Origin of the sequence: Telluria aromaticivorans (assembly GCF_013003915.1) — a bacterium.
Taxonomy (GTDB): Bacteria; Pseudomonadota; Gammaproteobacteria; order Burkholderiales; family Burkholderiaceae_D; genus Telluria; species Telluria aromaticivorans.
Genome location: NZ_JABAIV010000010.1, coordinates 93519 through 113923, shown reverse-complemented (window position 1 = coordinate 113923; position 20405 = coordinate 93519). Strand labels below are relative to the sequence as shown.

12 protein-coding genes are annotated in these 20405 nt (G+C 66.6%); 6 read left to right on the top strand and 6 right to left on the bottom strand.

Annotation, left to right across the window (positions count from 1 at the left end):
• Positions 1-18 precede the first annotated feature (18 nt).
• A complete protein-coding gene (locus tag HGB41_RS21230; RefSeq protein ID WP_171088246.1) occupies positions 19-1185 on the top strand; it encodes a cystathionine beta-lyase in 1167 nt (388 codons plus the stop codon).
• Between the two features lie 196 nt (positions 1186-1381).
• Positions 1382-10162, top strand: coding sequence for a VCBS domain-containing protein (locus HGB41_RS21225; RefSeq protein ID WP_171088245.1), 8781 nt, complete (start codon positions 1382-1384; stop codon positions 10160-10162).
• A 127-nt stretch (positions 10163-10289) separates the two neighbouring features.
• Here the strand turns inward: HGB41_RS21225 and HGB41_RS21220 are convergent, their stop codons facing one another.
• Both HGB41_RS21220 and trxC read right to left on the bottom strand, forming a co-directional pair.
• Positions 10290-10652, bottom strand: coding sequence for a DUF4870 family protein (locus HGB41_RS21220; RefSeq protein ID WP_171088243.1), 363 nt, complete (start codon positions 10650-10652; stop codon positions 10290-10292).
• 77 nt (positions 10653-10729) lie between these two features.
• Positions 10730-11173: a thioredoxin TrxC gene (gene trxC, locus HGB41_RS21215; protein ID WP_171088241.1), complete on the bottom strand. Its 444-nt coding sequence runs from the start codon at positions 11171-11173 to the stop codon at positions 10730-10732.
• Positions 11174-11309: 136 nt separating this feature from the next.
• Here trxC and HGB41_RS21210 point away from each other — a divergent pair, with 136 nt between their 5' ends.
• The 4 genes from HGB41_RS21210 (at position 11310) to HGB41_RS21195 (ending at position 13811) form a co-directional block, all read left to right on the top strand.
• Entirely contained in the window at positions 11310-12098 is a 789-nt protein-coding gene (locus HGB41_RS21210; protein ID WP_171088239.1) for a DUF72 domain-containing protein, read from the top strand.
• The gene (locus HGB41_RS21205; protein WP_171088237.1) at positions 12092-12895 is read left to right on the top strand and encodes a Mut7-C RNAse domain-containing protein; all 804 of its coding nucleotides are present in this window, start codon (positions 12092-12094) and stop codon (positions 12893-12895) included. The genes HGB41_RS21210 and HGB41_RS21205 overlap by 7 nt, the downstream gene beginning before the upstream one ends.
• Positions 12896-12962: 67 nt before the next feature.
• Positions 12963-13325: a hypothetical protein gene (locus HGB41_RS21200; protein WP_371868567.1), complete on the top strand. Its 363-nt coding sequence runs from the start codon at positions 12963-12965 to the stop codon at positions 13323-13325.
• A 99-nt stretch (positions 13326-13424) separates the two neighbouring features.
• Positions 13425-13811 carry a cupin domain-containing protein gene (locus HGB41_RS21195; RefSeq protein ID WP_171088232.1) on the top strand — a complete coding sequence of 129 codons (387 nt, stop codon included), beginning with the start codon at positions 13425-13427 and terminating at the stop codon, positions 13809-13811.
• A gap of 71 nt (positions 13812-13882) precedes the next feature.
• Here HGB41_RS21195 and HGB41_RS21190 read toward each other — a convergent pair whose 3' ends face one another.
• The 4 genes from HGB41_RS21190 to mfd all read right to left on the bottom strand — a co-directional run bounded on the left by HGB41_RS21190 (position 13883) and on the right by mfd (position 20314).
• The gene (locus HGB41_RS21190; protein ID WP_171088230.1) at positions 13883-14332 is read right to left on the bottom strand and encodes a membrane lipoprotein lipid attachment site-containing protein; all 450 of its coding nucleotides are present in this window, start codon (positions 14330-14332) and stop codon (positions 13883-13885) included.
• A gap of 112 nt (positions 14333-14444) precedes the next feature.
• Entirely contained in the window at positions 14445-15767 is a 1323-nt protein-coding gene (locus HGB41_RS21185; RefSeq protein ID WP_171088228.1) for an SGNH/GDSL hydrolase family protein, read from the bottom strand.
• Positions 15768-15997: 230 nt separating this feature from the next.
• Positions 15998-16846 carry a phosphoserine phosphatase SerB gene (gene serB / locus HGB41_RS21180; protein WP_171088318.1) on the bottom strand — a complete coding sequence of 283 codons (849 nt, stop codon included), beginning with the start codon at positions 16844-16846 and terminating at the stop codon, positions 15998-16000.
• 21 nt (positions 16847-16867) lie between these two features.
• Entirely contained in the window at positions 16868-20314 is a 3447-nt protein-coding gene (gene mfd / locus HGB41_RS21175; RefSeq protein WP_171088226.1) for a transcription-repair coupling factor, read from the bottom strand.
• Between the last annotated feature and the right edge of the window lie 91 nt (positions 20315-20405).

The following is a 20405-nucleotide window of genomic DNA, read 5'->3' as shown; positions in this document are numbered from 1 at the left end:
CCGCGAGGGCGCAGCCGCATGAAGAAGAAGTCGGTCCAGACCTCCCTGATCCATAGCGATTACACTCCTCCCGCCGGCTTCGACGCCTTCCCGCCCGGCATCCACCACGCCTCGACCGTCCTGTTCGAGAACGTGGCTGCGATGCGCTCGAGCCAGTGGAAGGACAAGACCGGCTATACCTACGGCCTGCACGGCACCCCGACCACATTTACGCTGGAAGCGCGCCTCGTCGATATTGAAGGCGGCAGCCACTGCCTGCTCGCGCCTTCGGGCCTGGCCGCGATCGCGATGGTCGACTTCGCACTGCTGAAAAGCGGCGACGACGTGCTCCTGCCCGACAACGTATACAACCCGAACCGCGAACTGGGGCGCTGGCTGTCGCAGGACTTCGGCATCACCGCGCGCTTCTATGACCCGATGATCGGCAGCGGTATCGCGGGACTGATCGGGCCGAACACGAGGCTGATCTGGGCCGAGGCGCCCGGTTCGGTGTCGATGGAAGTGCCGGACCTGCCCGCGATTTGCCAGGCCGCGAAAGAGAAGGGCGTGCTGGTCGCGCTGGACAACACCTGGGCCGCCGGCCTGGCGCTGCGTGGGTTCGATGTCGGCGCCGACATCGTCATGCATGCACTGACCAAGTACCAGTCGGGCGGGGCGGACCTGTTGATGGGCGCGGTGATCACGCGCGACCGTGCGCTGAACGACAGGCTGGCGCAGGCGCACATGCGGCTCGGTTACGGGGTCGGCGCCGACGATGCATATTTGGTGATGCGCGGGCTGCCGACCATGAAGCTGCGTTTCGATGCGCACGATGCTGCTGCCCGCGAGATCGCCACATGGCTCAAGGCGCGTCCGGAGATCACGAAGGTGCTGCATCCGGCTTTCGCCGATTGTCCTGGTCATGCAACCTGGAAGCGCGATTTCAGCGGCGCCGGCGGTCTGTTCTCGGTGTTGTTCGACGCGCGCTATTCAGAAGAGCAGGTCGACCGTTTCGTCGACGCGCTGCAGCTGTTCGGCATCGGCTACAGCTGGGGCGGACCCAACAGCTTGGTGATGCCTTACCGGATCCGCGCCATGCGCTCAGGCTGGAAAGAAGCCGGCGTGCTGGTGCGGCTGAACATCGGCCTGGAAGCTACCGGCGACCTGATCGCCGACATCGGGCAGGCGCTCGCCAGCCTCGCGTAATTTTTACCAATTGGCAAAAAAGCCACCTTCGGGTGGTTTTTTTTCGTCTTTACGCAACAGTTGGCCCCGGCTGGAACAGGGGAGTGTGGCCATTGTGCATAGTCATTTCCATGTGGAAACTTTCATGTTACTATTTCCCAATAGTAAGTTAACTTGCGTTTTGGAAAAGCCTGTCAGAGGCTCAACAAGGAAAAACATGACCACCACTACCGCTTCCGTCACCACCACGCTGAACTCCGTCACCGATGACCTGGTACTGACCGGCACTGCCGACATCAACGGTACCGGCAATTCGCGCAACAACGTGATCACCGGTAACTCGGGCGCCAACGTCCTGAACGGCCTGGCAGGTGCGGATACCCTGGTTGGCGGCGAGGGCGACGATACCTATATCGTCGACAGCGGCGCCGACGTGGTGGTGGAAAAGGCGGGCGAGGGCACCGACACGGTCCAGGCGAGCGTCAGCACCACGCTGTCCGAGAACGTCGAGAACCTGGTCCTGACGGGCAACGCCAGCACTGCCGGCAGCGGCAATGCGCAAGACAACAGCATCACCGGCAACAACGGCAGCAATGCCTTGAACGGCGGCGGCGGCAACGATACCCTGGTGGGCAATGGGGGCAACGATGCGCTCGACGGCGGCAGCGGCGCCGACAGCCTGCAGGGCGGGACCGGCGACGACAGCTATGTGATCGACGACGCCGGGGACGTGGTGAGCGAAGCGGCCGGCGCCGGCAACGACACGGTCCGCTCCAGCATCAGCTACGGCCTGACCGACAATGTCGAACAGCTGATCCTGACGGGCGACGCGGCCATCGACGGCACCGGCAACGCCCTGGACAACGTCTTGACCGGCAATATCGGCAACAACAGCCTGAGCGGCGGCGCCGGCAATGACAGCCTCATCGGCGGCCAGGGTGCGGACCAGATGGATGGCGGCACTGGCAACGACAGCTATGTGGTCGACAACGCCGGCGACCTGGTGATCGAAGCGGCGGGTGCCGGCACCGACACCGTCCAGTCGAACATCAGCTACACCCTGACCGGCAACGTCGAGAACCTGGTGCTGACCGGCCTGCTGGGCATCGACGGCAGCGGTAACGAACTCAATAACAGCATCAGCGGCAACGGCGCCTCCAACACCCTGTATGGGCTGGACGGCAACGACAGCCTCGACGGCGGCCTCGGCGCCGACAGCCTGGTGGGCGGCAGCGGCGACGACACCTATGTCGTCGAGAACGCGGGCGACGTGGTGGTGGAGAACGACGGCGAAGGCAGCGACAAGGTGATGGCAAGCGCCAGCCACACCCTGGGCGCCTTCGTGGAGAACCTGACCCTGACCGGCGCCGCCGCGATCAGCGGCACCGGCAACGAACTGGATAACACGATCACCGGCAACGGCGGCAGCAACGCCCTGCTTGGCGGCGCCGGCAACGACACCCTGGTCGACAATGGCGGCAACGACACCCTCGACGGCGGCCTGGGCGCCGATACCATGCAGGGCGGCCTCGGCAACGACGTATACGTCGTCGACGACGCGGGCGACCTGGTGGTCGAAGCCTTCAATGGCGGCCTCGACACCGTGCAGTCGGGCATCGACTACGTGCTGACCGAAGGCGTCGAGAACCTGGCCATGACCGGCACGCAAGACCTGAAAGGCGCCGGCAACGCGCTCAACAACACCATCACCGGCAACGCCGGCAACAACACGATCAACGCCGATGCGGGCGTGGATACGGTCAATGCCGGCGAGGGCGACGACACGGTCAACGGCGGCGACGGCAACGACCTGATCAATGGCGAAGGCGGCAACGACACCCTGTACGGCGACGCCGGCAACGACCGCATCGACGGCGGCCTGGGTGCTGACCGCATGCTTGGGGGCATCGGCGACGACACCTATGTCGTCAACGACGGCGGCGACCTGGTCGGTGAAGACGAAGGCGCGGGCATCGACCTGGTCGAGTCCAGCATCACTTATACGCTTACCTCGAACACCGACAACCTGACCCTGACCGGCACTGCCGAATTGAACGGCGCCGGTAATGTCCTGAACAACGTCATCAACGGCAATGCGGCCAACAACAGCCTGGATGGCCTGGAAGGCAACGACACCCTCCACGGCAATGCAGGCAACGACAGCCTGGTCGGCGGCGAAGGCAACGACTTCCTGAATGGCGGCACTGGCGCCGACAGCATGGCCGGCAACACCGGCGACGACACCTATGTGGTCGACAACGCGGGCGACGCGGTGAACGAAGCCGCTGGCGAAGGCCTGGACACCGTCCAGTCGAGCATCGACTACAGCCTGACGTCCGAGGTCGAGAACCTGACCCTGACCGGCAACGCGCTGGTCAGCGGCACGGGCAACGAGCTCGACAACACCATCATCGGCAACATCAGCAGCAATGCGCTGTATGGCGGCCTGGGCAACGATACGCTGACGGATGCCGCCGGTAACGACCGCCTCGACGGCGGCCTCGGCGCCGACAGCATGTCCGGCGGTGCGGGCAACGACACCTATGTGGTCGACAACGCGGGCGACCTGGTCACCGAAGGCGTGAACACGGGCGTGGACACGGTCGAATCGAGCATCGACTACACGCTGGCGGCCAACGTCGACAACCTGGTCCTGACCGGCTCCAGCGACCTGGTCGGCCACGGCAATGCGCTGAACAATGTCATCACCGGCAATAGCGGCAACAACATCACCAGCGCCGGCGCCGGCATCGATACGGTCAACGCAGGCGAGGGCAACGACGTGGCCAGCGGCGGCGACGGCAACGACGCGCTCAACGGCGAAGCGGGCGACGACCAGCTCGACGGCGATGCCGGCAACGACCTCCTTAACGGCGGCCTGGGCAGCGACCGCATGGCCGGCGGCCTGGGCGACGATACCTTCGTGGTCGACAACGACGGCGACATCGTGCTGGAAGCCGGCACTGCCGGCACCGACGTGGTCAACTCCAGCATTACCTACACCCTGACCGACAATGTCGAGAACCTGGTCCTGACCGGCGCGGCCGACATCAACGGCAGCGGTAACGAACTCAACAACATCATCAACGGCAACCTTGGGGCCAACGTCCTCGACGGCAAGGCCGGCAACGACACCATCAACGGCAATGTCGGGGCCGACACCCTGGTCGGCGGCGAAGGCAACGACGCCCTGAGCGGCGACGCGGGCGACGACGCACTCAATGGCGATGCCGGCAACGACGTGCTCAATGGCGGCGTTGGCGCCGACACGATGGCCGGCGGCAGCGGCGACGACACCTATATCGTCGACAGCGCCGCCGACGTGGTCAATGAGCTGGAAGCCGAAGGCCTCGACACCGTCCAGGCCGGCGTCAACCACACGCTGGCCGACAACGTCGAGAACCTGGTCCTGACCGGCACCGTCAACACCAATGGCGCCGGCAATGCGCTGGATAACGTCATCACCGGCAATGCCGGCAGCAACCAGCTGAATGGCGGCGCCGGCAACGATACGCTGCTGGCGGGCATCGGCAACGACACCCTGGACGGCGGCACTGGCGCCGACAACCTGCAGGGCGGCGCAGGCAACGATGGCTACGTCGTCGACGAAGCCGGCGACGTGGTGCTTGAAGCGCTCAACGCGGGCACCGACACCGTTACCTCGAGCATCGACTACGTGCTCGGCGCGAACCTGGAGAACCTGGTCCTGGCCGGCCTTGACGACCTGGACGGCACCGGCAATGCCCTGGGCAATATCATCACCGGCAATGCCGGCGCCAACCTGATCGACGGCGGCGCGGGCGCCGACAGCATGAGCGGCGGCGCCGGCGACGACACCTTCATCGTCGACGTCAGCAGCGACCTGGCCAACGAGGCAGTGGGCGGCGGCACCGACACCGTCCGTGCCGGCGCCAGCTTCACGCTGGGCGCCAACGTCGAGCACCTGGTGCTGACCGGCACTGCCGCGAGCAACGGCACCGGCAACGCCCTGGACAACACCATCACCGGTAACGACGCGGCCAATACCCTGGCCGGCGGCGCCGGCAGCGACACCATCAACGCAGCCGGCGGCAACGATACGGTCGACGGCGGCCTCGGCGCCGACGCCATGAGCGGCGGCACCGGCAACGACAGCTACGTGGTCGACGACGCGAACGACACGACCATCGAAATCGCAGGCGAGGGCCTTGATTCGGTACTGGCCGGCATCAGCCACAGCCTGGCTGCGCATATCGAGAACCTGACCCTGACCGGCACCGGCGCCATCGACGGCAGCGGCAACGAACTGGATAACGCCGTCACCGGCAACGCCGGCGCGAATGCGCTGCTTGGGGGCGCCGGCAACGACACCCTGGCTGGTGCGGCCGGCAACGACACCCTGGCGGGTGGCACGGGCGACGACACCTACCGCTTCAATCGCGGCGACGGCGCGGACCGCGTGAATGACACGCAGGGCGCCGACGTGCTGCGCTTTGGCGCGAACATCGTCCAGGGCGACCTGGTCGCCACCCAGTCGGGCAACGACCTGGTGCTGGGCATCAAGGGCACCGCCGACAGCGTGGTGCTGACCGGCTGGCTGGGCCAGACTGAAGGCGTGAACCGCATCGTGTTCGACAACGGCAGTTCGCTCGACCGAGCCGGCATGGTCGGCCTGCTGGGCGGCGTGCCGGTGGCGCTCGCCGACAGCGTGACCGCGCGCGAAGATGGCGGCGTGGTGCAGATCGCCGCGGCTGACCTGCTGGCCAACGACACCAACCCGGCCGCGCGCCTGGTCTCGGTCGGCGCCTCCACCCTCGGCGCGACCGTGGCGCTGGCTGGTGACACCGTCCAGTACGACATCGGCGCCCGCTTCCAGGAACTGGCGCAGGGCGAAGTCCTGAAGGACAGCTTCACCTATACCGTCCGCGACAACCTGGGCCGCACCTCGACCGCGGTCGTCAACGTCCAGGTCACGGGCAGCAACGACGGCCCGGTGGCCACGCTCGACAAGGCCACCCTCGACGAAGCCCAGGCCAAGGCCGTGAACGGCAATGTGCTGGCCAACGACACCGACATCGACAAGGGCACCGTGCTGCAGGTGGCGAATGCCGGCAGCTTCACCGGCGCCTACGGCACCCTGGTACTGGCACAGGACGGCAGCTATACCTACACCCTCGATGCCTCGATCGCCACGGCGCCTGCCGGCGGCGTGCTGACCGAGCGTTTCGACTACACCGCCACTGACGGCATCGCCACTTCGGCCTCGACCCTCGAAGTCAAGGTCACCCGCGCCAACCAGGCGCCGGGCGCCGGCGTCGATGCAGTCCAGGTGCTTGAGGACGGCGCGGCAACCGGCGGCAACCTGCTCGCCAACGACAGCGATGCCGATGCCGGCACGACCCTGAAGATCGCGGCCCCGGGCAGCTATGCCGGCACCTACGGCACCCTGGTGGTGGTGGCCGACGGCAGCTACAGCTACACGCTGGACAACGGCGATGCGCGCGTGCAGTCGCTGGCCCAGGGCCAGCAACTGGTCGAGACCTTCGGCTATGCCGTCACCGACGGCGTCGCCAGCACCGGTTCCACCTTGACGGTCACCATCGCCGGCACCAATGACGCCCCGGTCGTGACCGCGGACGTGGCGCAGGCCCTTGAGGGCGGCGCGGCAGCCAGCGGCAACGTGCTCGCCAACGACAGCGATGTCGATGCCGGCACGGTCCTGGCGGTTGCGGCGCCGGGCAGCTATGCCGGCACCTACGGCAAGCTGGAGATCGCGGCCGACGGCAGCTACAGCTACACCCTGGACAGCGGCAACGCGCAGGTACAGGCGCTGGCCCAGGGCCAGCAGTTAGAGGAGAGCTTCGGCTTTGCCGTTACCGACGGCATCTCGGCTACCAGCTCGTCGCTGAAGATCACCATCGCGGGTTCCAACGGCGCGCCAAGCGTGACCGCAGATGCCGCGCAGGCCAGCGAAGACGGCCCGGCAGCCAGCGGCAACGTGCTGGCCAACGACAGCGACATCGATGCCGGCACGAGCCTGAAGGTGGCGGCACCTGGCAGCTACGCCGGCGCCTACGGCACGCTGGAGATCGCGGCCGACGGCAGCTACACCTACATCCTGGACAACGGCGCTGCCGCCATCCAGTCGCTGGCCCAGGGCCAGCAGCTGCTGGATACCTTCAGCTACGCCGTCACCGATGGCATCGCGAACACCGGCTCGACCCTGCAGGTCACCATTGCCGGCACCAACGATGCCCCGGCCGTGACTGCCGATACGGCGCAGGCCAGCGAAGGCAGCGCTATCGCCAGCGGCAATGTGCTGGCCAACGACAGCGACCTTGACGCAGGCAGCAAGCTGGCCGTCGCCGCACCAGGCAACTACACCGGCACTTACGGCGTTCTGGAAATCGCAGCGGACGGCAGCTATGTCTACACCCTGGACAGCGGCGACGCCAGGATCCAGGCGCTGGCCCAGGGCCAGCAGCTCGAGGAAAGCTTCGGCTTCTCCGTCACCGACGGCATCGTGGCGACCGGCTCCTCGCTGAAGATCACCATTGCAGGCAGCAATGACGCCCCGGTCGTCAGCGCGGATACCGCGCAGGCCAGCGAAGACGGCGCCGTCGCAGCCAGCGGCAATGTACTGGACAATGACAAGGATGCGGACGCCGGCGCCCAGCTGGCCGTCGTCGCCCCCGGTACCTACGAAGGCGCCTACGGCACCCTGGTGCTGGCCCTCGATGGCAGCTACACCTACCGCCTGCACAACAATGACGCAAAAGTGCAGTCGCTGGCCCAGGGCCAGGTCGTGGTCGACAGCTTCAGCTACGCCGCCACCGACGGCAGCATCGCGAAAGAGGCAGTCCTGCAGGTCACGATCACCGGCGCCGACGACGCGCCAAGCGTGAGTGCGGATGCGGCAGCCGTCGCCGAAGACGGCGCAGTCGCCGCCACCGGCAACGTGCTGGCCAACGACAAGGATGCGGACGCCGGCGCCCAGCTGGTGGTGGGCACGCCGGGGAGCTACGAAGGCGCCTACGGTACCCTGGTGCTGGCCGTCGATGGCAGCTATACCTACAGCCTGCACAACGACGACGCGAAAGTGCAGTCGCTGGCGCAAGGCCAGTCGGTAGTCGACAGCTTCACCTACGCCGCCACCGACGGCGCCGGCTCGACCAGCGCCGCGCTGGAATTCACGATCACCGGCGCCAATGACGCTCCGGTCGTAAGCGCCGACGTGGCGCAGGTCGCCGCAAACGGCGCAGTCTCCGCCAGCGGCAACGTGCTGGCCAACGATACCGACCGCGACGCCGGCGCAAGCCTGGTCCTGGCCGAAGCGGGCAGCTTCGCCGGCACCTACGGCAGCCTGGTGCTGGCGCAGGACGGCAGCTACACCTACACGCTGGACTCGGACGGCGCCGCGGTACGCGCGCTGGCTGCGGGCCAGTCGGCCGTCGACAGCTTCGCTTACGCGGCGACCGACGGCATCGCATCGATCCTGTCCAGCCTGGCGATCACCGTGAACGGCGCCAACGAAGCACCGGTCGTGGCCCTCGACACGGCAGCGGTCGCGGCAGGCGGCCCTGGCGCCAGCGGCAACGTGCTGGCCAACGACCGCGATGCCGACGCTGACACCCAGCTCAGGGTCGCCACCGCCGGTACCTACGCGGGCAAGTACGGCAGCCTGGCGCTGGCCGCGGACGGCAGCTACACCTATGTGCTGGATAGCGCATCGGCCCGCGTGCATGCGCTGGCGCAGGGTGAGTCGGTGGTCGAATCGTTCAGCTATACCGCTACCGACGGCGTGGTGCAGGTCGTGTCGGGACTGGATATCACGGTCACCGGCACCAACGATGCCCCGGTCGTGGTGGCCGACGCAGGCCAGGTCGGCGCCGGCGGCAAGGCGCCGGTCACCGGCAACGTGCTGGCCAACGACCGCGACGTCGATACCGGCACCAAGCTTACGGTCTCCACCGCAGGCTCGTACGCCGGCATCTACGGCACGCTCGAACTGGCGCAGGACGGCAGCTACAGCTACGTGGTCAACAGCGAGAACGCGGTCGTCAAGGCGCTGGAACTTGGCCAGTCGCTGGTCGAGACCTTCCTCTACAAGGCCAGCGACGGCATCGTCAGCAAGGCGGCAAACCTGGAAATCACCATCAATGGCGAAGCCCAGAAGCCGGTGCTGCAGGCCGATACCGCATCCATCACCGAAGACCAGTTCATCATCCTGGGCAATGTGCTGTCGAACGACAGCGGCAAATCGCTGAAGGTGGTGACGGACGTCGATTTCGGCAACTACGGCGTGCTGACGGTGCTGCCGAACGGCAGCTTCGTCTACGCACTGGCGAGCCTGACCGACAAGGTGCAGTCGCTGGGCCGCAATGCCTCGGTGGTCGATCATTTCGACTACACCGTGATGGATGGCCGCACCGCGATCGCCTCGTCGATGGACGTGACGGTACTGGGGCGTAACGATGCGCCGGAACTGGCGAAGGCGCTGTCCGACAAGTACATCAACTTCAACAAGGCCTTCTCGTTCCAGCTGCCGGCCAACAGCTTCACCGATATCGACAAGGGCGATACGCTGACCTACTCGGCCAAGCTGGCCAATGGTGCGGCCCTGCCTTCGTGGCTGAAGTTCGATGCCGCCACCGGCACCTTCTCCGGCATGGCGCCCAAGACGACCAGCACGATCGAGGTGCGCGTCACCGCCACCGACAAGGTCGCGGCAACCGGCAGCACCGCCGGCAGCATGTCGGTGTCGGACGTGTTCAAGCTGTCGGTCAGCCATGGCAACAACGGCTGGGGCAACGGCGAAGACGCGCCGCCACCAGGCAAGGATACCGACAAGGACGACTTCGGCGGCCTGGCGGACCTGTGGGTCAACCTGCTGGGTGGTTCGAGCAAGCTCGAGGTGTCGCTGCCGGGCCAGGATGCTGCGGGCAGCGGTACCGATGGCCAGGCTGCGATGCTGGTGGGTGTGCAGGCCCAGGACGGCTTCGGCTTCCCGGTCTATTAAGCACAGGGCCGGTCCGGTTTCCGGGCTGGCTGTCGCGGCAAGCCTGACGAAAAACGGGCGCGTCACCCAGGTTCATTGCCTGGATGACGCGCCCGTTCTTTTGGCGCGTGCTTGACGATCTGCTGCCTTACACCGGCATCGGCTTGTTGCTGTTCAGGTCGAGGAAGCCGCGGATGATGCGGTAGGCCATCCACAGCCAGGCCAGGGCCCAGATCACCATCGCGATCGGGATGCCGATCAGGGTGACCCACAGGACACCGCCCGCGACCATCCACACCAGGTACCACCAGAAGGAACGAATCATCCAGGTGTGGTGCGAATAGACGATCGTGCCATGGGTGTCGGGGCGCTTGACGTAGTTCACGATCAGCACCAGGATCGACAGGGTGCCGACCGAGAAGAAGAAGGTGAGGGCGTGCGCGATGTACAGGATGCGTGCGAACTGCTTGGCATCCTCCACGTTGCGGTCCAGGACGAGTTGCTGGGACATTGCGTTCTCCGGTTAAAAAGTAAGTAAGAACCGTGGGCGAGCTGGCCTGCAGTTGCTCGAATGATAACCCAAGAGCGCTAGCCGTGGGGCAGTTGTGCCTGCACCCAGGCGGCGATGCCCCTGGCATCCATCGCCCCGGCCTGGCGCGCGATTTCGCTGCCGCCCCTGAACAGTGCGATGGTCGGGATGCTGCGGATCGCGAAGCGCGCCGACAGTTCCTGGTGGCGCTCCGTATCCACCTTCAGCAGCCGCACCGCCGGCTCGAGCTGCGCGGCCGCCTGGGCAAAGTGGGGCGCCATCATCTTGCACGGCCCGCACCACGGGGCCCAGAAATCGACCAGCACCGGCAGGTCGTTGCGCGCGACGTGTTTCGTGAACCGGGCACTGTCGACCTCGAGCGGCTGGCCTGCAAACAGCGCCTGCGCGCATTTGCCGCAGACCGGCGCATCGCGCAGCCGCTGCTGGGCCAGGCGGTTGACGGCGTCGCACTGGGGGCAGACGACATGGATCGGGTCACTCATCGGGTACTCCTTCGTTCTGTGGCAGTGCGATTATTCTAAGCCGATCGCCGGTTTGCCGCAGTCTGCCGTGGCCAGCCATGCGCCGCGCCGGCGGGGTAACTCTTAGAATCAGCGCATTGTCACTTTGAACACCCACATGACGAAACACGATTTCTCGACCCCGCGCCTGCTGGCCGGCTGCGCAGGCTGGAGCCTGCCCAAGGCCTCGGCCGGCTCCTTCCCCGAAGCGGGCAGCCACCTGGAGCGCTACGCCGCCGTATTCCCGGCGGTGGAGATCAACTCGTCCTTCTACCGGCCGCACCGCCCGGCCACCTACGCCAAATGGGCCGACTGCGTGCCCGAGGATTTCCGCTTCGCGGTCAAGGTGCCGCGCGCGATCACGCACGATGCGCGCATGGAGAATGTCGAGGAGCAGCTCGTGCAGTTCGCGTCCGAGGCGGGAGAGCTGGGCGAGAAGCTGGGCTGCCTGCTGGTGCAGCTGCCGCCCAAGTTCGGCTTCGTCGACGAGACCGCGCGCGAGTTCTTCCGCCAGCTACACGGGATCTTCGGCTGCAGCGTCGCCTTCGAGGCGCGCCATCCGGGCTGGTTCTCGGAGGCGGCCACCGAGCTGCTGCTCGAGAGCCGCGTGACGCGCGTGATCGCCGACCCGGCGGCCGGCCAGCCGGGCCCGCACGTGCCGACCAGCAGCGATGCGGTTTACGTGCGCCTGCATGGCACACCGCGCATCTACTATTCGCGCTACACGCCGGAATACGTCGAGTCGGTACGGCGCGCCCTGGCGCAACGCGCCGCCGCCGGCAGCACCTGCTGGTGCATCTTCGACAATACGGCGTCCGGCGAGGCGACCGCCAACGCACTGGAACTGGTGCACGGCCCGGCGGGGCTGCAGCTCGACGAGGAGGCCATCCGGAACCCGCCATGGTGAGCGCCACCTTTCGTTTCTACGACGGGCTGAACGACTTCCTGCCGCGCGGGCGACGTGGCCGCGACATCACGGTGGCATGCGCGCGCGACGCCACCACCAAGCACATGATCGAGGCGCTTGGCGTGCCGCATACCGAGGTCGAGCTGATGCTGGTCAACGGCGAATCCGGAGGCTTCGACCACATCCTGCGCGAGGCCGACCGCGTTTCCGTGTATCCGGCCTTCGGTACGCTCGACGTGCAGCCGCTGCAGCGGCTGCGTACATGGCCCGCGCGGCGCCTGCATTTCGTGGCCGATGCCCACCTGGGCGGCCTGGCGCGGCTGCTGCGCATGGCCGGCTACGACACCCTGTACGACAACGGCTTCCATGATCAGGAGATCGAGCGGATCGCGCGCGAAGAAGGCCGCGTGCTGCTGACGCGCGACCGCGAACTGCTCAAGCGCCGCACGGTGGAACTCGGTTGCTATGTCCACGCGATCGACCCGCCGGGGCAGCTGCGAGAACTATTTTCCCGCTTGCGGCTGGGCGGCGGGGTACGTGCGTTTTCGCTTTGCCTGCACTGCAACCTGCCCTTGCGCGCGGCCGCCATTGAAGAGGTGCTGCAGCGCTTGCCGCCGCGGGTGGCGGCCACCCGCGACGAGTTCACCACCTGCGACGCCTGTGGCCGTGTCTACTGGAAGGGCTCGCACTACGAGCGCATGCGCAGCCTGCTCGGCGGCCTGGGCGCTGATGTAGAATTGGCCGCAACTCCCGGCTGCCCGGCTCCCGGCTCCCCGACCTTAGGCCCTCATTGTTGACAGCGTGACCGATCCCGTTTCACCACCGGCTTTTCCCATCCGCACTCAGTGCCCGCCGGGCGCCTGCGTGTGCGGCCGCGACCGCGTGCTGGCCGACCCGCAGGCCGACCAGCGCCCGCTGGCCCTGACGCGCCTGCAGGAACAGAAACTGATCGAACGCATCGAGCGCATCGAGACCTATGACGACCTGCGCCACGTGCAGGCGCTCATCCACAAGAACCTGGGCGCCGAGCTGCGCATCGAGCCGGGACCGAACGAGGTGCGCACCGTGCGCGGCATCATCGTCGTGCTGGAAGATAAGCCGGGGCTGTGCAAGAAGACGCGTCAGAACGTGCCGGCGGCGGTCAGGCGCTGCCTCAACGGGCGTCCCGAGATCGCCTATGCGCTGCTCGATGCGCACGACCTGTTCGGCGCGTCCCGTCCCGGCTGAGCACACGGTCCGGGCCCAGCCCACGCGTTCCCCCCCGTTCTTATAAAATCAGCACGACGCGGCGCTCGTCGTATACCTTGAACCATTGGGAGCACAATAATGTCGGGCTATAGCATCAATATCGAACAGAAGACCCTCGCCGGCAACAATTTCCGCGAGGTGCTTTATACCACCCAGCGCAGCCAGCTTGTCATCATGACCTTGCAGCCTGGCGAAGAAATCGGGATGGAGCACCACGAAGGCCATGACCAGTTCATCCGCGTGGAAGCGGGCCAGGGCGTGGCGATCCTGGACGGCGAGAAGCACGCGCTGGAAGACGGCGTCGCGGTCGTGATCCCGGCCGGCACCGAGCACAATGTCATCAATACTTCCAGCAGGGAGCCGATGCGCCTGTACACCTTGTACACCCCGCCGGAGCACCCTGACGGCATCGTCCATGCCAACAAGGCTGAAGCGGACGATTACGAACGCTCGCATGGGCACTGACCGGGCACTGAGGGGTCATTTAGCCGCGGTACGGACGAAAAAAAAGGCCGGCAATTGCCGGCCTCGCCGCATCAACGGCGGTAATGGAAGGGGAAGCGGGTCCCGATATGGCCGCCCCAGCCGCGATGGTGTCCCCAGCCGCGCCCGAAGTTGAAGCCGAGGCCGATCGAGACCGGCGGGTAGTAATAGCGCGGCTGGTACACCGGTTCGGGCACGTACACCGGCTGCGGCACATACACCGGGTTGGCGCCGTACACTGGTTGAGCTCCATACACCGGCTGCGCGCCATACACCGGTGCGCGCTGGGCATACACCGGTGCGCTGCTGTAGGTGGTGCCGGTCTCGCCGGCTGCGGCGGCGCGGGCGCCGGTACCGACCGGTACCGGCGTCACCGACACGACTTGCCACTGGCCGGGATCGGCAGGCTGGCCATAGCTACGGCTGCCGTACGGGTTCGGTCCCGGCGCGGCGCAGCCGGCCAGCACGGCCAGCGCTGCGGTAATAAAGATGAGTTTTTTCATGGCGGTCCTCCTGATTCCTCCATGATAAAAAACTTCGCCCAGATGTGCCGCGCGCTATTACAGAGTGTTACACACCGCGCGCGACCGGAAGCACCGCGCCGCGCGCCCGCCGTCAGACGATGAAGTTCGCCAGCTCGTCCAGCGGCACGGCGCCGGCCATGGCCTGGTAGCCCGCATCGTTCGGGTGCAGCCAGTCGCGGCTGTTGAAGGCGGGGTTCAGGCGGTCCGGCGCGTCGGGGTCGCGCAGCGCCAGGTCCCAGTCGATCACCGCATCGAATTCGTTCGATGAGCGCAGCCAGTTGTTGGTGCCGATTCGCACCGCTTCGCGCGCCGCGTTGTAGTAGACGAAGCCGTTCATCGGCGGCATGGTGGCCCCGAACATGGCGACGCCGCGCGCGTGGGCGCGCGCGATCAGCTGGCGGTAGCCGCCGACCAGGTCTTCCACCCTCACCAAGGTGGAGCCGGAACTGTAGACGATGTCGTTGATCCCGATGAGCATGATCACGGCCCGCACTCCGGCAGTGGCCAGCACGTCGCGATCGAAGCGCTCCAGCAGCTCGCGCCCCGGCAGCAGGAAATTCGGGTCGTCCGCCAGCAGGCGGTTGCCGGCAATCCCGCGGTTCGCCACGCCGATGCGTCCGAGTGAGCCGAGTTCCGCCTGCACGCGGCGCGCCAGGTAGTCGGGCCAGCGCCGGTTCAGGTTGGTCGAACTGCCCTGGCCGTCCGTGACCGAATCGCCGAGCGCGACGATGGAGGGCGCGCCGCCGTCGACGTCGACCTCGGTGAGGAAGGGCCAGGACGCGATGGTGCGCCCGACCGTGAACGCGGTGCTGGCAGCGAAGTTGCCGGTGGTGGACACGTAGCTGGCTTGCCAGGCATCGCGGTGGATGGTGGTGCCGCTGGCGGTGGAGGGGAAGTACAGGCTGATCGCCAGGTCGGCAAACGGCGTGACCTGCATGAACACCGGGTCCGACAGCACGGGCGATCCGGCCGGGATCGTAATCGAGGTGCGGCCGCCGAAGGTGAGCGGGTGGTTCGACCCGGCCACCACGGCAACACCGCTGTTGCGCCGGCCGATCTGGGCCGAACCGATCGTCAGCGGGGTGCTGCCCATTTCGTTCGACAGCCTGACCCGGACCCGGTTGCCGCCGATGCTGGCGCGGACGATCAGGCGCACGGTCTGGCCGCTGAAACTCATGGTGCTGCTCGAGGGCGGCGGCCCGGCCGGGGCGCAGCCCCAGGTTGCGCACCAGCCTTCAGAACGCCAGGACTGCGCGGAAACAGACGAGGGCGCGAGGGCGAGTGCGCCCGCCAGCGCCGGCACGCCGAGGAGTACGCGTCGACGGCTCGGGTCCAGCGCCGCACCATCGATGCGCGTCTGGAGGCGGGCGTCGGGAGGGATAGGCGACGACGCGCGGAAGGCCGGGTTAGTCATGGCAGGCTCCTGTCGATTGGATGCGACCGCGACGCGGCCGCACCGTCAACATAGCCCACCAGCGGGGCGCGTCCAATCGTGCGCCGCACGAGGTTTGCGCTGCGTCTGAGCTCTTTCTGTCTCCCTAGATTGCCAAATTGCGCGCCGTGTTTCCTTCAGTTCAGGGCAATGTCCTGAAAGCCCTGATGCGAAGAACGGTGACGGATGCAGCGGCCTGTGAATGGAGCTGCCTAGGCCTGCGAAAGGATGGTGAGCAGGCCGTCGAGGCCCGAGAAATTCAGCGCCACATTGGCCTGGCTGCGCACCACCGGCTTGGCGCGGAAGGCCACCGACAGGCCGGCGATGCCCATCATCCTGAGGTCGTTGGCGCCGTCACCCATCACGATGGCCTGGCGCGCATCGATGCCCAGGCCGGCGCACACGCGCTGCACGGTGCGCATTTTCTCTTCCGCATCGACGATCCCGCCCAGCACGCGGCCGGTCAGCTTGCCGTTCGCCACTTCGAGCACGTTGGCGTGGGTGTAGTCGAGCGCCAGGCGCTCTTTCAGGCGATCCGTAAAGAAGGTGAAGCCGCCCGAGACCAGCAGCGTCTTCAGTCCGGCCGCGCGCACCGCTTCCAGCATCGCCTCGCCGCCGGGCGAGATGCGCAGGCGCTCGTCGTAGACGCGCTGCAGGGCCGAAGCATCGAGTCCTTCGAGCAGCGCCACGCGGCGCGCCAGGCTGGCGGAGAAATCGAGCTCGCCGCGCATCGCCGCCTCGGTGATCTCGGACACCTGCGGTTTCAGTCCCTGCATGTCGGCGATCTCGTCGATGCATTCGATGGTGATCAGGGTCGAGTCCATGTCCATCGCCACCAGGCCGAAGTCCCCGAGCGAACGCCCGGCTTCGATGAAGCAGGCGTCGACCCCGGCCGCGAAGGCGGCGGCTTCGATGTCCTGCTTTACCTGCGCGGAAAACGCGACGTCTTCGCAGCGCAGGGCGTGGCCATCGACCTGCACAACGCGCGCTGCCCCGGCCAGTTGCGCGAGGCGTTCGAGCGTTTCGAGCGGGGCCTGCGGCCCCTGGAGTACCAATGTCATGGTCATGGAGTGGTCGATCGGCTAGGCAAGCAGTTGTTTGATGGTCTGTTTCAGTTGCGTTACGCGCGCGGACAGGTCCGGCATGCTGGCGGTGATGCGCAGCTTGTCCTGGCCGGCCAGCTTGATGTGGCGGTTCTTCTGGATCAGCGTGATGATCCTGATCGGGTCGATCGGCGGCTTTACCATGAACTGCAGGTTGGCCGCTTCGCCGTGGGCATCGATCTTGACGATGCCGACCGACTTGGCCGCGATGCGCAGGCGGTGGGTCTCGATCAGCGCCTTCACCGGCTCCGGCAGCTTGCCGAAGCGGTCGATCAGTTCTTCCTGCATGCCGTCGATCTTGTCCTGGCTTTCGCAATTGGCCAGGCGCTTGTAGATCGACAGGCGTTCGTGCACATCGCCGCAGTAGTCGGACGGCAGCAGGGCCGGCACGTGCAGGTTGATCTCGGTGGTGGTCGACAGCGGCGCGGCCAGGTCCGGCTCCTTGCCGGCCTTGAGCGAGCGCACCGCCTCGTTGAGCATGTCCGAATACAGCTGGAAGCCGATCTCCAGCATCTCGCCCGACTGGTTCTCGCCCAGCACTTCGCCGGCGCCGCGGATCTCGAGGTCGTGCATGGCCAGGTAAAAGCCGCTGCCCAGTTCTTCCATCGCCTGGATCGCATCCAGGCGGCGCTGCGCCTGCTTGGTCAGGGTCATCACGTCGCTCACCAAAAGGTAGGCATAGGCCTGGTGGTGCGAACGGCCGACCCGGCCGCGCAGCTGGTGCAGCTGGGCCAGGCCGAAGCGGTCGGCGCGGTGCATGATGATGGTGTTCGCGGTCGGCACGTCGATGCCGGTCTCGATGATGGTGGTGCACAGCAGGATGTTGAAGCGCTGCGCCACGAAGTCGCGCATCACCTTTTCCAGGTCGCGCTCGTGCATCTGGCCGTGTGCCACGCCGATGCGCGCTTCCGGCAAGAGTTCCTGCAAGGTGGCGCGGCGGTTCTCGATGGTCTCGACTTCGTTGTGCAGGAAGTAGATCTGGCCGCCGCGTTTCAGCTCGCGCAGGCAGGCCTCGCGAATCACGGAGCCGTCTTCGCTGCGGACAAAAGTCTTGATCGCCAGGCGCTTTTGCGGCGCAGTGGCGATAATGGAAAAGTCGCGCAAGCCTTCCAGCGCCATGCCGAGGGTGCGCGGGATGGGCGTGGCGGTCAGGGTCAGCACGTCGACCTCCGCGCGCAGGGCTTTCAGCGTTTCCTTCTGGCGCACGCCGAAGCGGTGTTCTTCGTCGATGATCACCAGGCCCAGGCGGGTGAACTTTACGTCCGGCGAAAGCAGCTTGTGGGTGCCGATCACGATGTCGAGGGTGCCGTCGGCCATGCCCTTGATCGCGTTGTTGATCTCCTTGCCTGTGCGGAAACGGGACAGCTCGGCGATTTTTACGGGCCAGTCGGCGAAGCGGTCGGCGAAGGTCTGCGCGTGCTGTTCGGCCAGCAGCGTGGTCGGCGCCAGAATAGCCACCTGCTTGCCGCCCATGACCGCGATGAAGGCTGCGCGCAGCGCGACTTCGGTCTTCCCGAAACCGACGTCGCCGCACACCAGGCGGTCCATCGGGCGGCCCGAGGTCATGTCCTTGATGACGTTGTGGATGGCCTCGGCCTGGTCCGGGGTTTCGTCGAAGCCGAAGCTGCCGGCGAAATTCTCGTAGTCGGTGCTCGAATATTCGAAGGCATGGCCCTGGCGCGCGGCGCGGCGAGCGTACAGGTTGAGCAGCTCGGCGGCGGTGTCGCGCACCTGTTCCGCGGCCTTGCGCTTGGCCTTTTCCCACTGGGCCGAGCCGAGCGAGTGCAGGGGCGCGTCCTCGGGCGAGCTGCCCGAATAGCGCGAGATCACATGCAGCTGCGATACCGGCACGTACAGGGTGGTCTCCTTGGCGTACTCCAGGTGCAGGAACTCGGTCTCGCCTTCGCCCAGGTTCATGCTCATCAAGCCCATATAGCGCCCGATGCCGTGGTTGATGTGGACCACCGGGTCGCCGATCTTCAGCTCGGACAAGTCGCGGACCATCGATTCGACCTGGCTGGTGGCTTCCTGCTTCTTCTTGCCGGCACGGCGGCCCGACCCTGCATACAGCTCGGTCTCGGTAATGAAGACCATTCGCCCGGCCTGGCTTTCGGTCAGTTCGAAGCCGGCCTGCAGCGGCGCCACGCCCAGCGCCAGTGTCGCCTCGGTGGCGCGCAGGCCTTCGAACCCTTCGACCGGCGCCAGCTCCAGCCCGTATTCGTGGAAGTACTGCTGCAGTGTCTCGCGGCGGCCGGCCGAGTCGGCGCAGATCATGACGCGCGCGCTGCTGGCCTGCAGGAAGGCGCGCAGGCTGGCCAGCGGGTCGTCGAGGCGGCGGTTCACCGAAATGTCGGGGATCGGCGCGCTCAGCTCCGAGGCCGGCAGGGCCGGGTCCCGCGAGATGGTCCAGCGCCCGTGCGGCTTGGCGCAGGTGAAGAACTGCTCCGCGCCCAGGAACAGCTCGCGCGGCTCCAGCAGCGGGCGTTCGCGGTCGCTCTTGAGGAATTTATAGCGCGATTCGGTATCGACCCAGAAGCGCCCGATGGCCGCCTCGATATCGCCCACCAGCGCCAGGGTCGCTTCTTTCGGCAGGTAGTCGAACAGGTTCGCGGTCTCTTCGAAGAACAACGGCAGGTAGTACTCGATGCCGGCCGAGGCGATGCCGCTGCCGATGTCCTTGTAGATCGGCGAGCGCGATGGGTCGCCTTCGAAGCGTTCGCGCCAGCGCCCGCGAAAAGCGGTCCTCGCCGCTTCGTCCATCGGGAATTCGCGGCCCGGCAGCAGGCGCACTTCCTTGACCGGGTAGAGCGAGCGCTGGGTGTCGGCGTCAAACGTGCGGATGGTCTCGATCTCGTCGCCGAACAGGTCGAGGCGGTAGGGCAGCACGGAACCCATCGGGAACAGGTCGATCAGGCCGCCGCGCACCGAGTATTCGCCCGGCGACATCACCTGCGACACGTGCGAATAGCCGGCCAGCGTCAGCTGGGCCTTGAGCCTGGCTTCGTCGAGGCGCTCGCCCTGGCGGAAGAAGAAGGTATAGGCAGCCAGGAAGGAGGGCGGGGCCAGGCGCAGCAGCGCGGTGGTGGCCGGTACAATCAGGACGTCGCACTGCCCGTTGCGGATCTCATGCAGGGTCGCGAGGCGCTCCGAGACCAGGTCCTGGTGCGGCGAGAACGCATCGTAGGGCAGGGTTTCCCAGTCGGGCAGCAGGTGGCAGGCCAGCTTGCCGTCCGCGAACCAGGGGATCTCATCGAGCAGGCGCTGGCCGTCGGAGGCATTGGCCACGATCACGGTCAGCATTTGCCCCTTGGCTTTCAGGGCCAGCGCGGCGGTGGCGAGCGCATACGAATCGCTCGAACCGTGCAGGTTGGGCAGGGCGAAACGGGTTCCGGGCTTCGGGAGGGTTTTCTGGAGGTCGAAAGGCATTGAGCGCGCGTGGATGCTTGCAAATAGGTTCGCAAAAGGGGCTGTCCATTATAGACGAAGGCGCCTGGAGCCGCCGTGCGCTACGCCCCGG

Excerpts from the sequence above, each read along its gene's own strand:
- serB (WP_171088318.1), bottom strand. The coding sequence starts at position 16,846 with ATGACATTGGTACTCCAGGGGCCGCAGGCCCCGCTCGAAACGCTCGAA.
- HGB41_RS21195 (WP_171088232.1), top strand. The coding sequence starts at position 13,425 with ATGTCGGGCTATAGCATCAATATCGAACAGAAGACCCTCGCCGGCAAC.
- mfd (WP_171088226.1), bottom strand. The coding sequence starts at position 20,314 with ATGCCTTTCGACCTCCAGAAAACCCTCCCGAAGCCCGGAACCCGTTTC.
- HGB41_RS21230 (WP_171088246.1), top strand. The coding sequence starts at position 19 with ATGAAGAAGAAGTCGGTCCAGACCTCCCTGATCCATAGCGATTACACT.
- HGB41_RS21210 (WP_171088239.1), top strand. The coding sequence starts at position 11,310 with ATGACGAAACACGATTTCTCGACCCCGCGCCTGCTGGCCGGCTGCGCA.
- HGB41_RS21205 (WP_171088237.1), top strand. The coding sequence starts at position 12,092 with ATGGTGAGCGCCACCTTTCGTTTCTACGACGGGCTGAACGACTTCCTG.
- trxC (WP_171088241.1), bottom strand. The coding sequence starts at position 11,173 with ATGAGTGACCCGATCCATGTCGTCTGCCCCCAGTGCGACGCCGTCAAC.
- HGB41_RS21225 (WP_171088245.1), top strand. The coding sequence starts at position 1,382 with ATGACCACCACTACCGCTTCCGTCACCACCACGCTGAACTCCGTCACC.
- HGB41_RS21190 (WP_171088230.1), bottom strand. The coding sequence starts at position 14,332 with ATGAAAAAACTCATCTTTATTACCGCAGCGCTGGCCGTGCTGGCCGGC.
- HGB41_RS21220 (WP_171088243.1), bottom strand. The coding sequence starts at position 10,652 with ATGTCCCAGCAACTCGTCCTGGACCGCAACGTGGAGGATGCCAAGCAG.
- HGB41_RS21185 (WP_171088228.1), bottom strand. The coding sequence starts at position 15,767 with ATGACTAACCCGGCCTTCCGCGCGTCGTCGCCTATCCCTCCCGACGCC.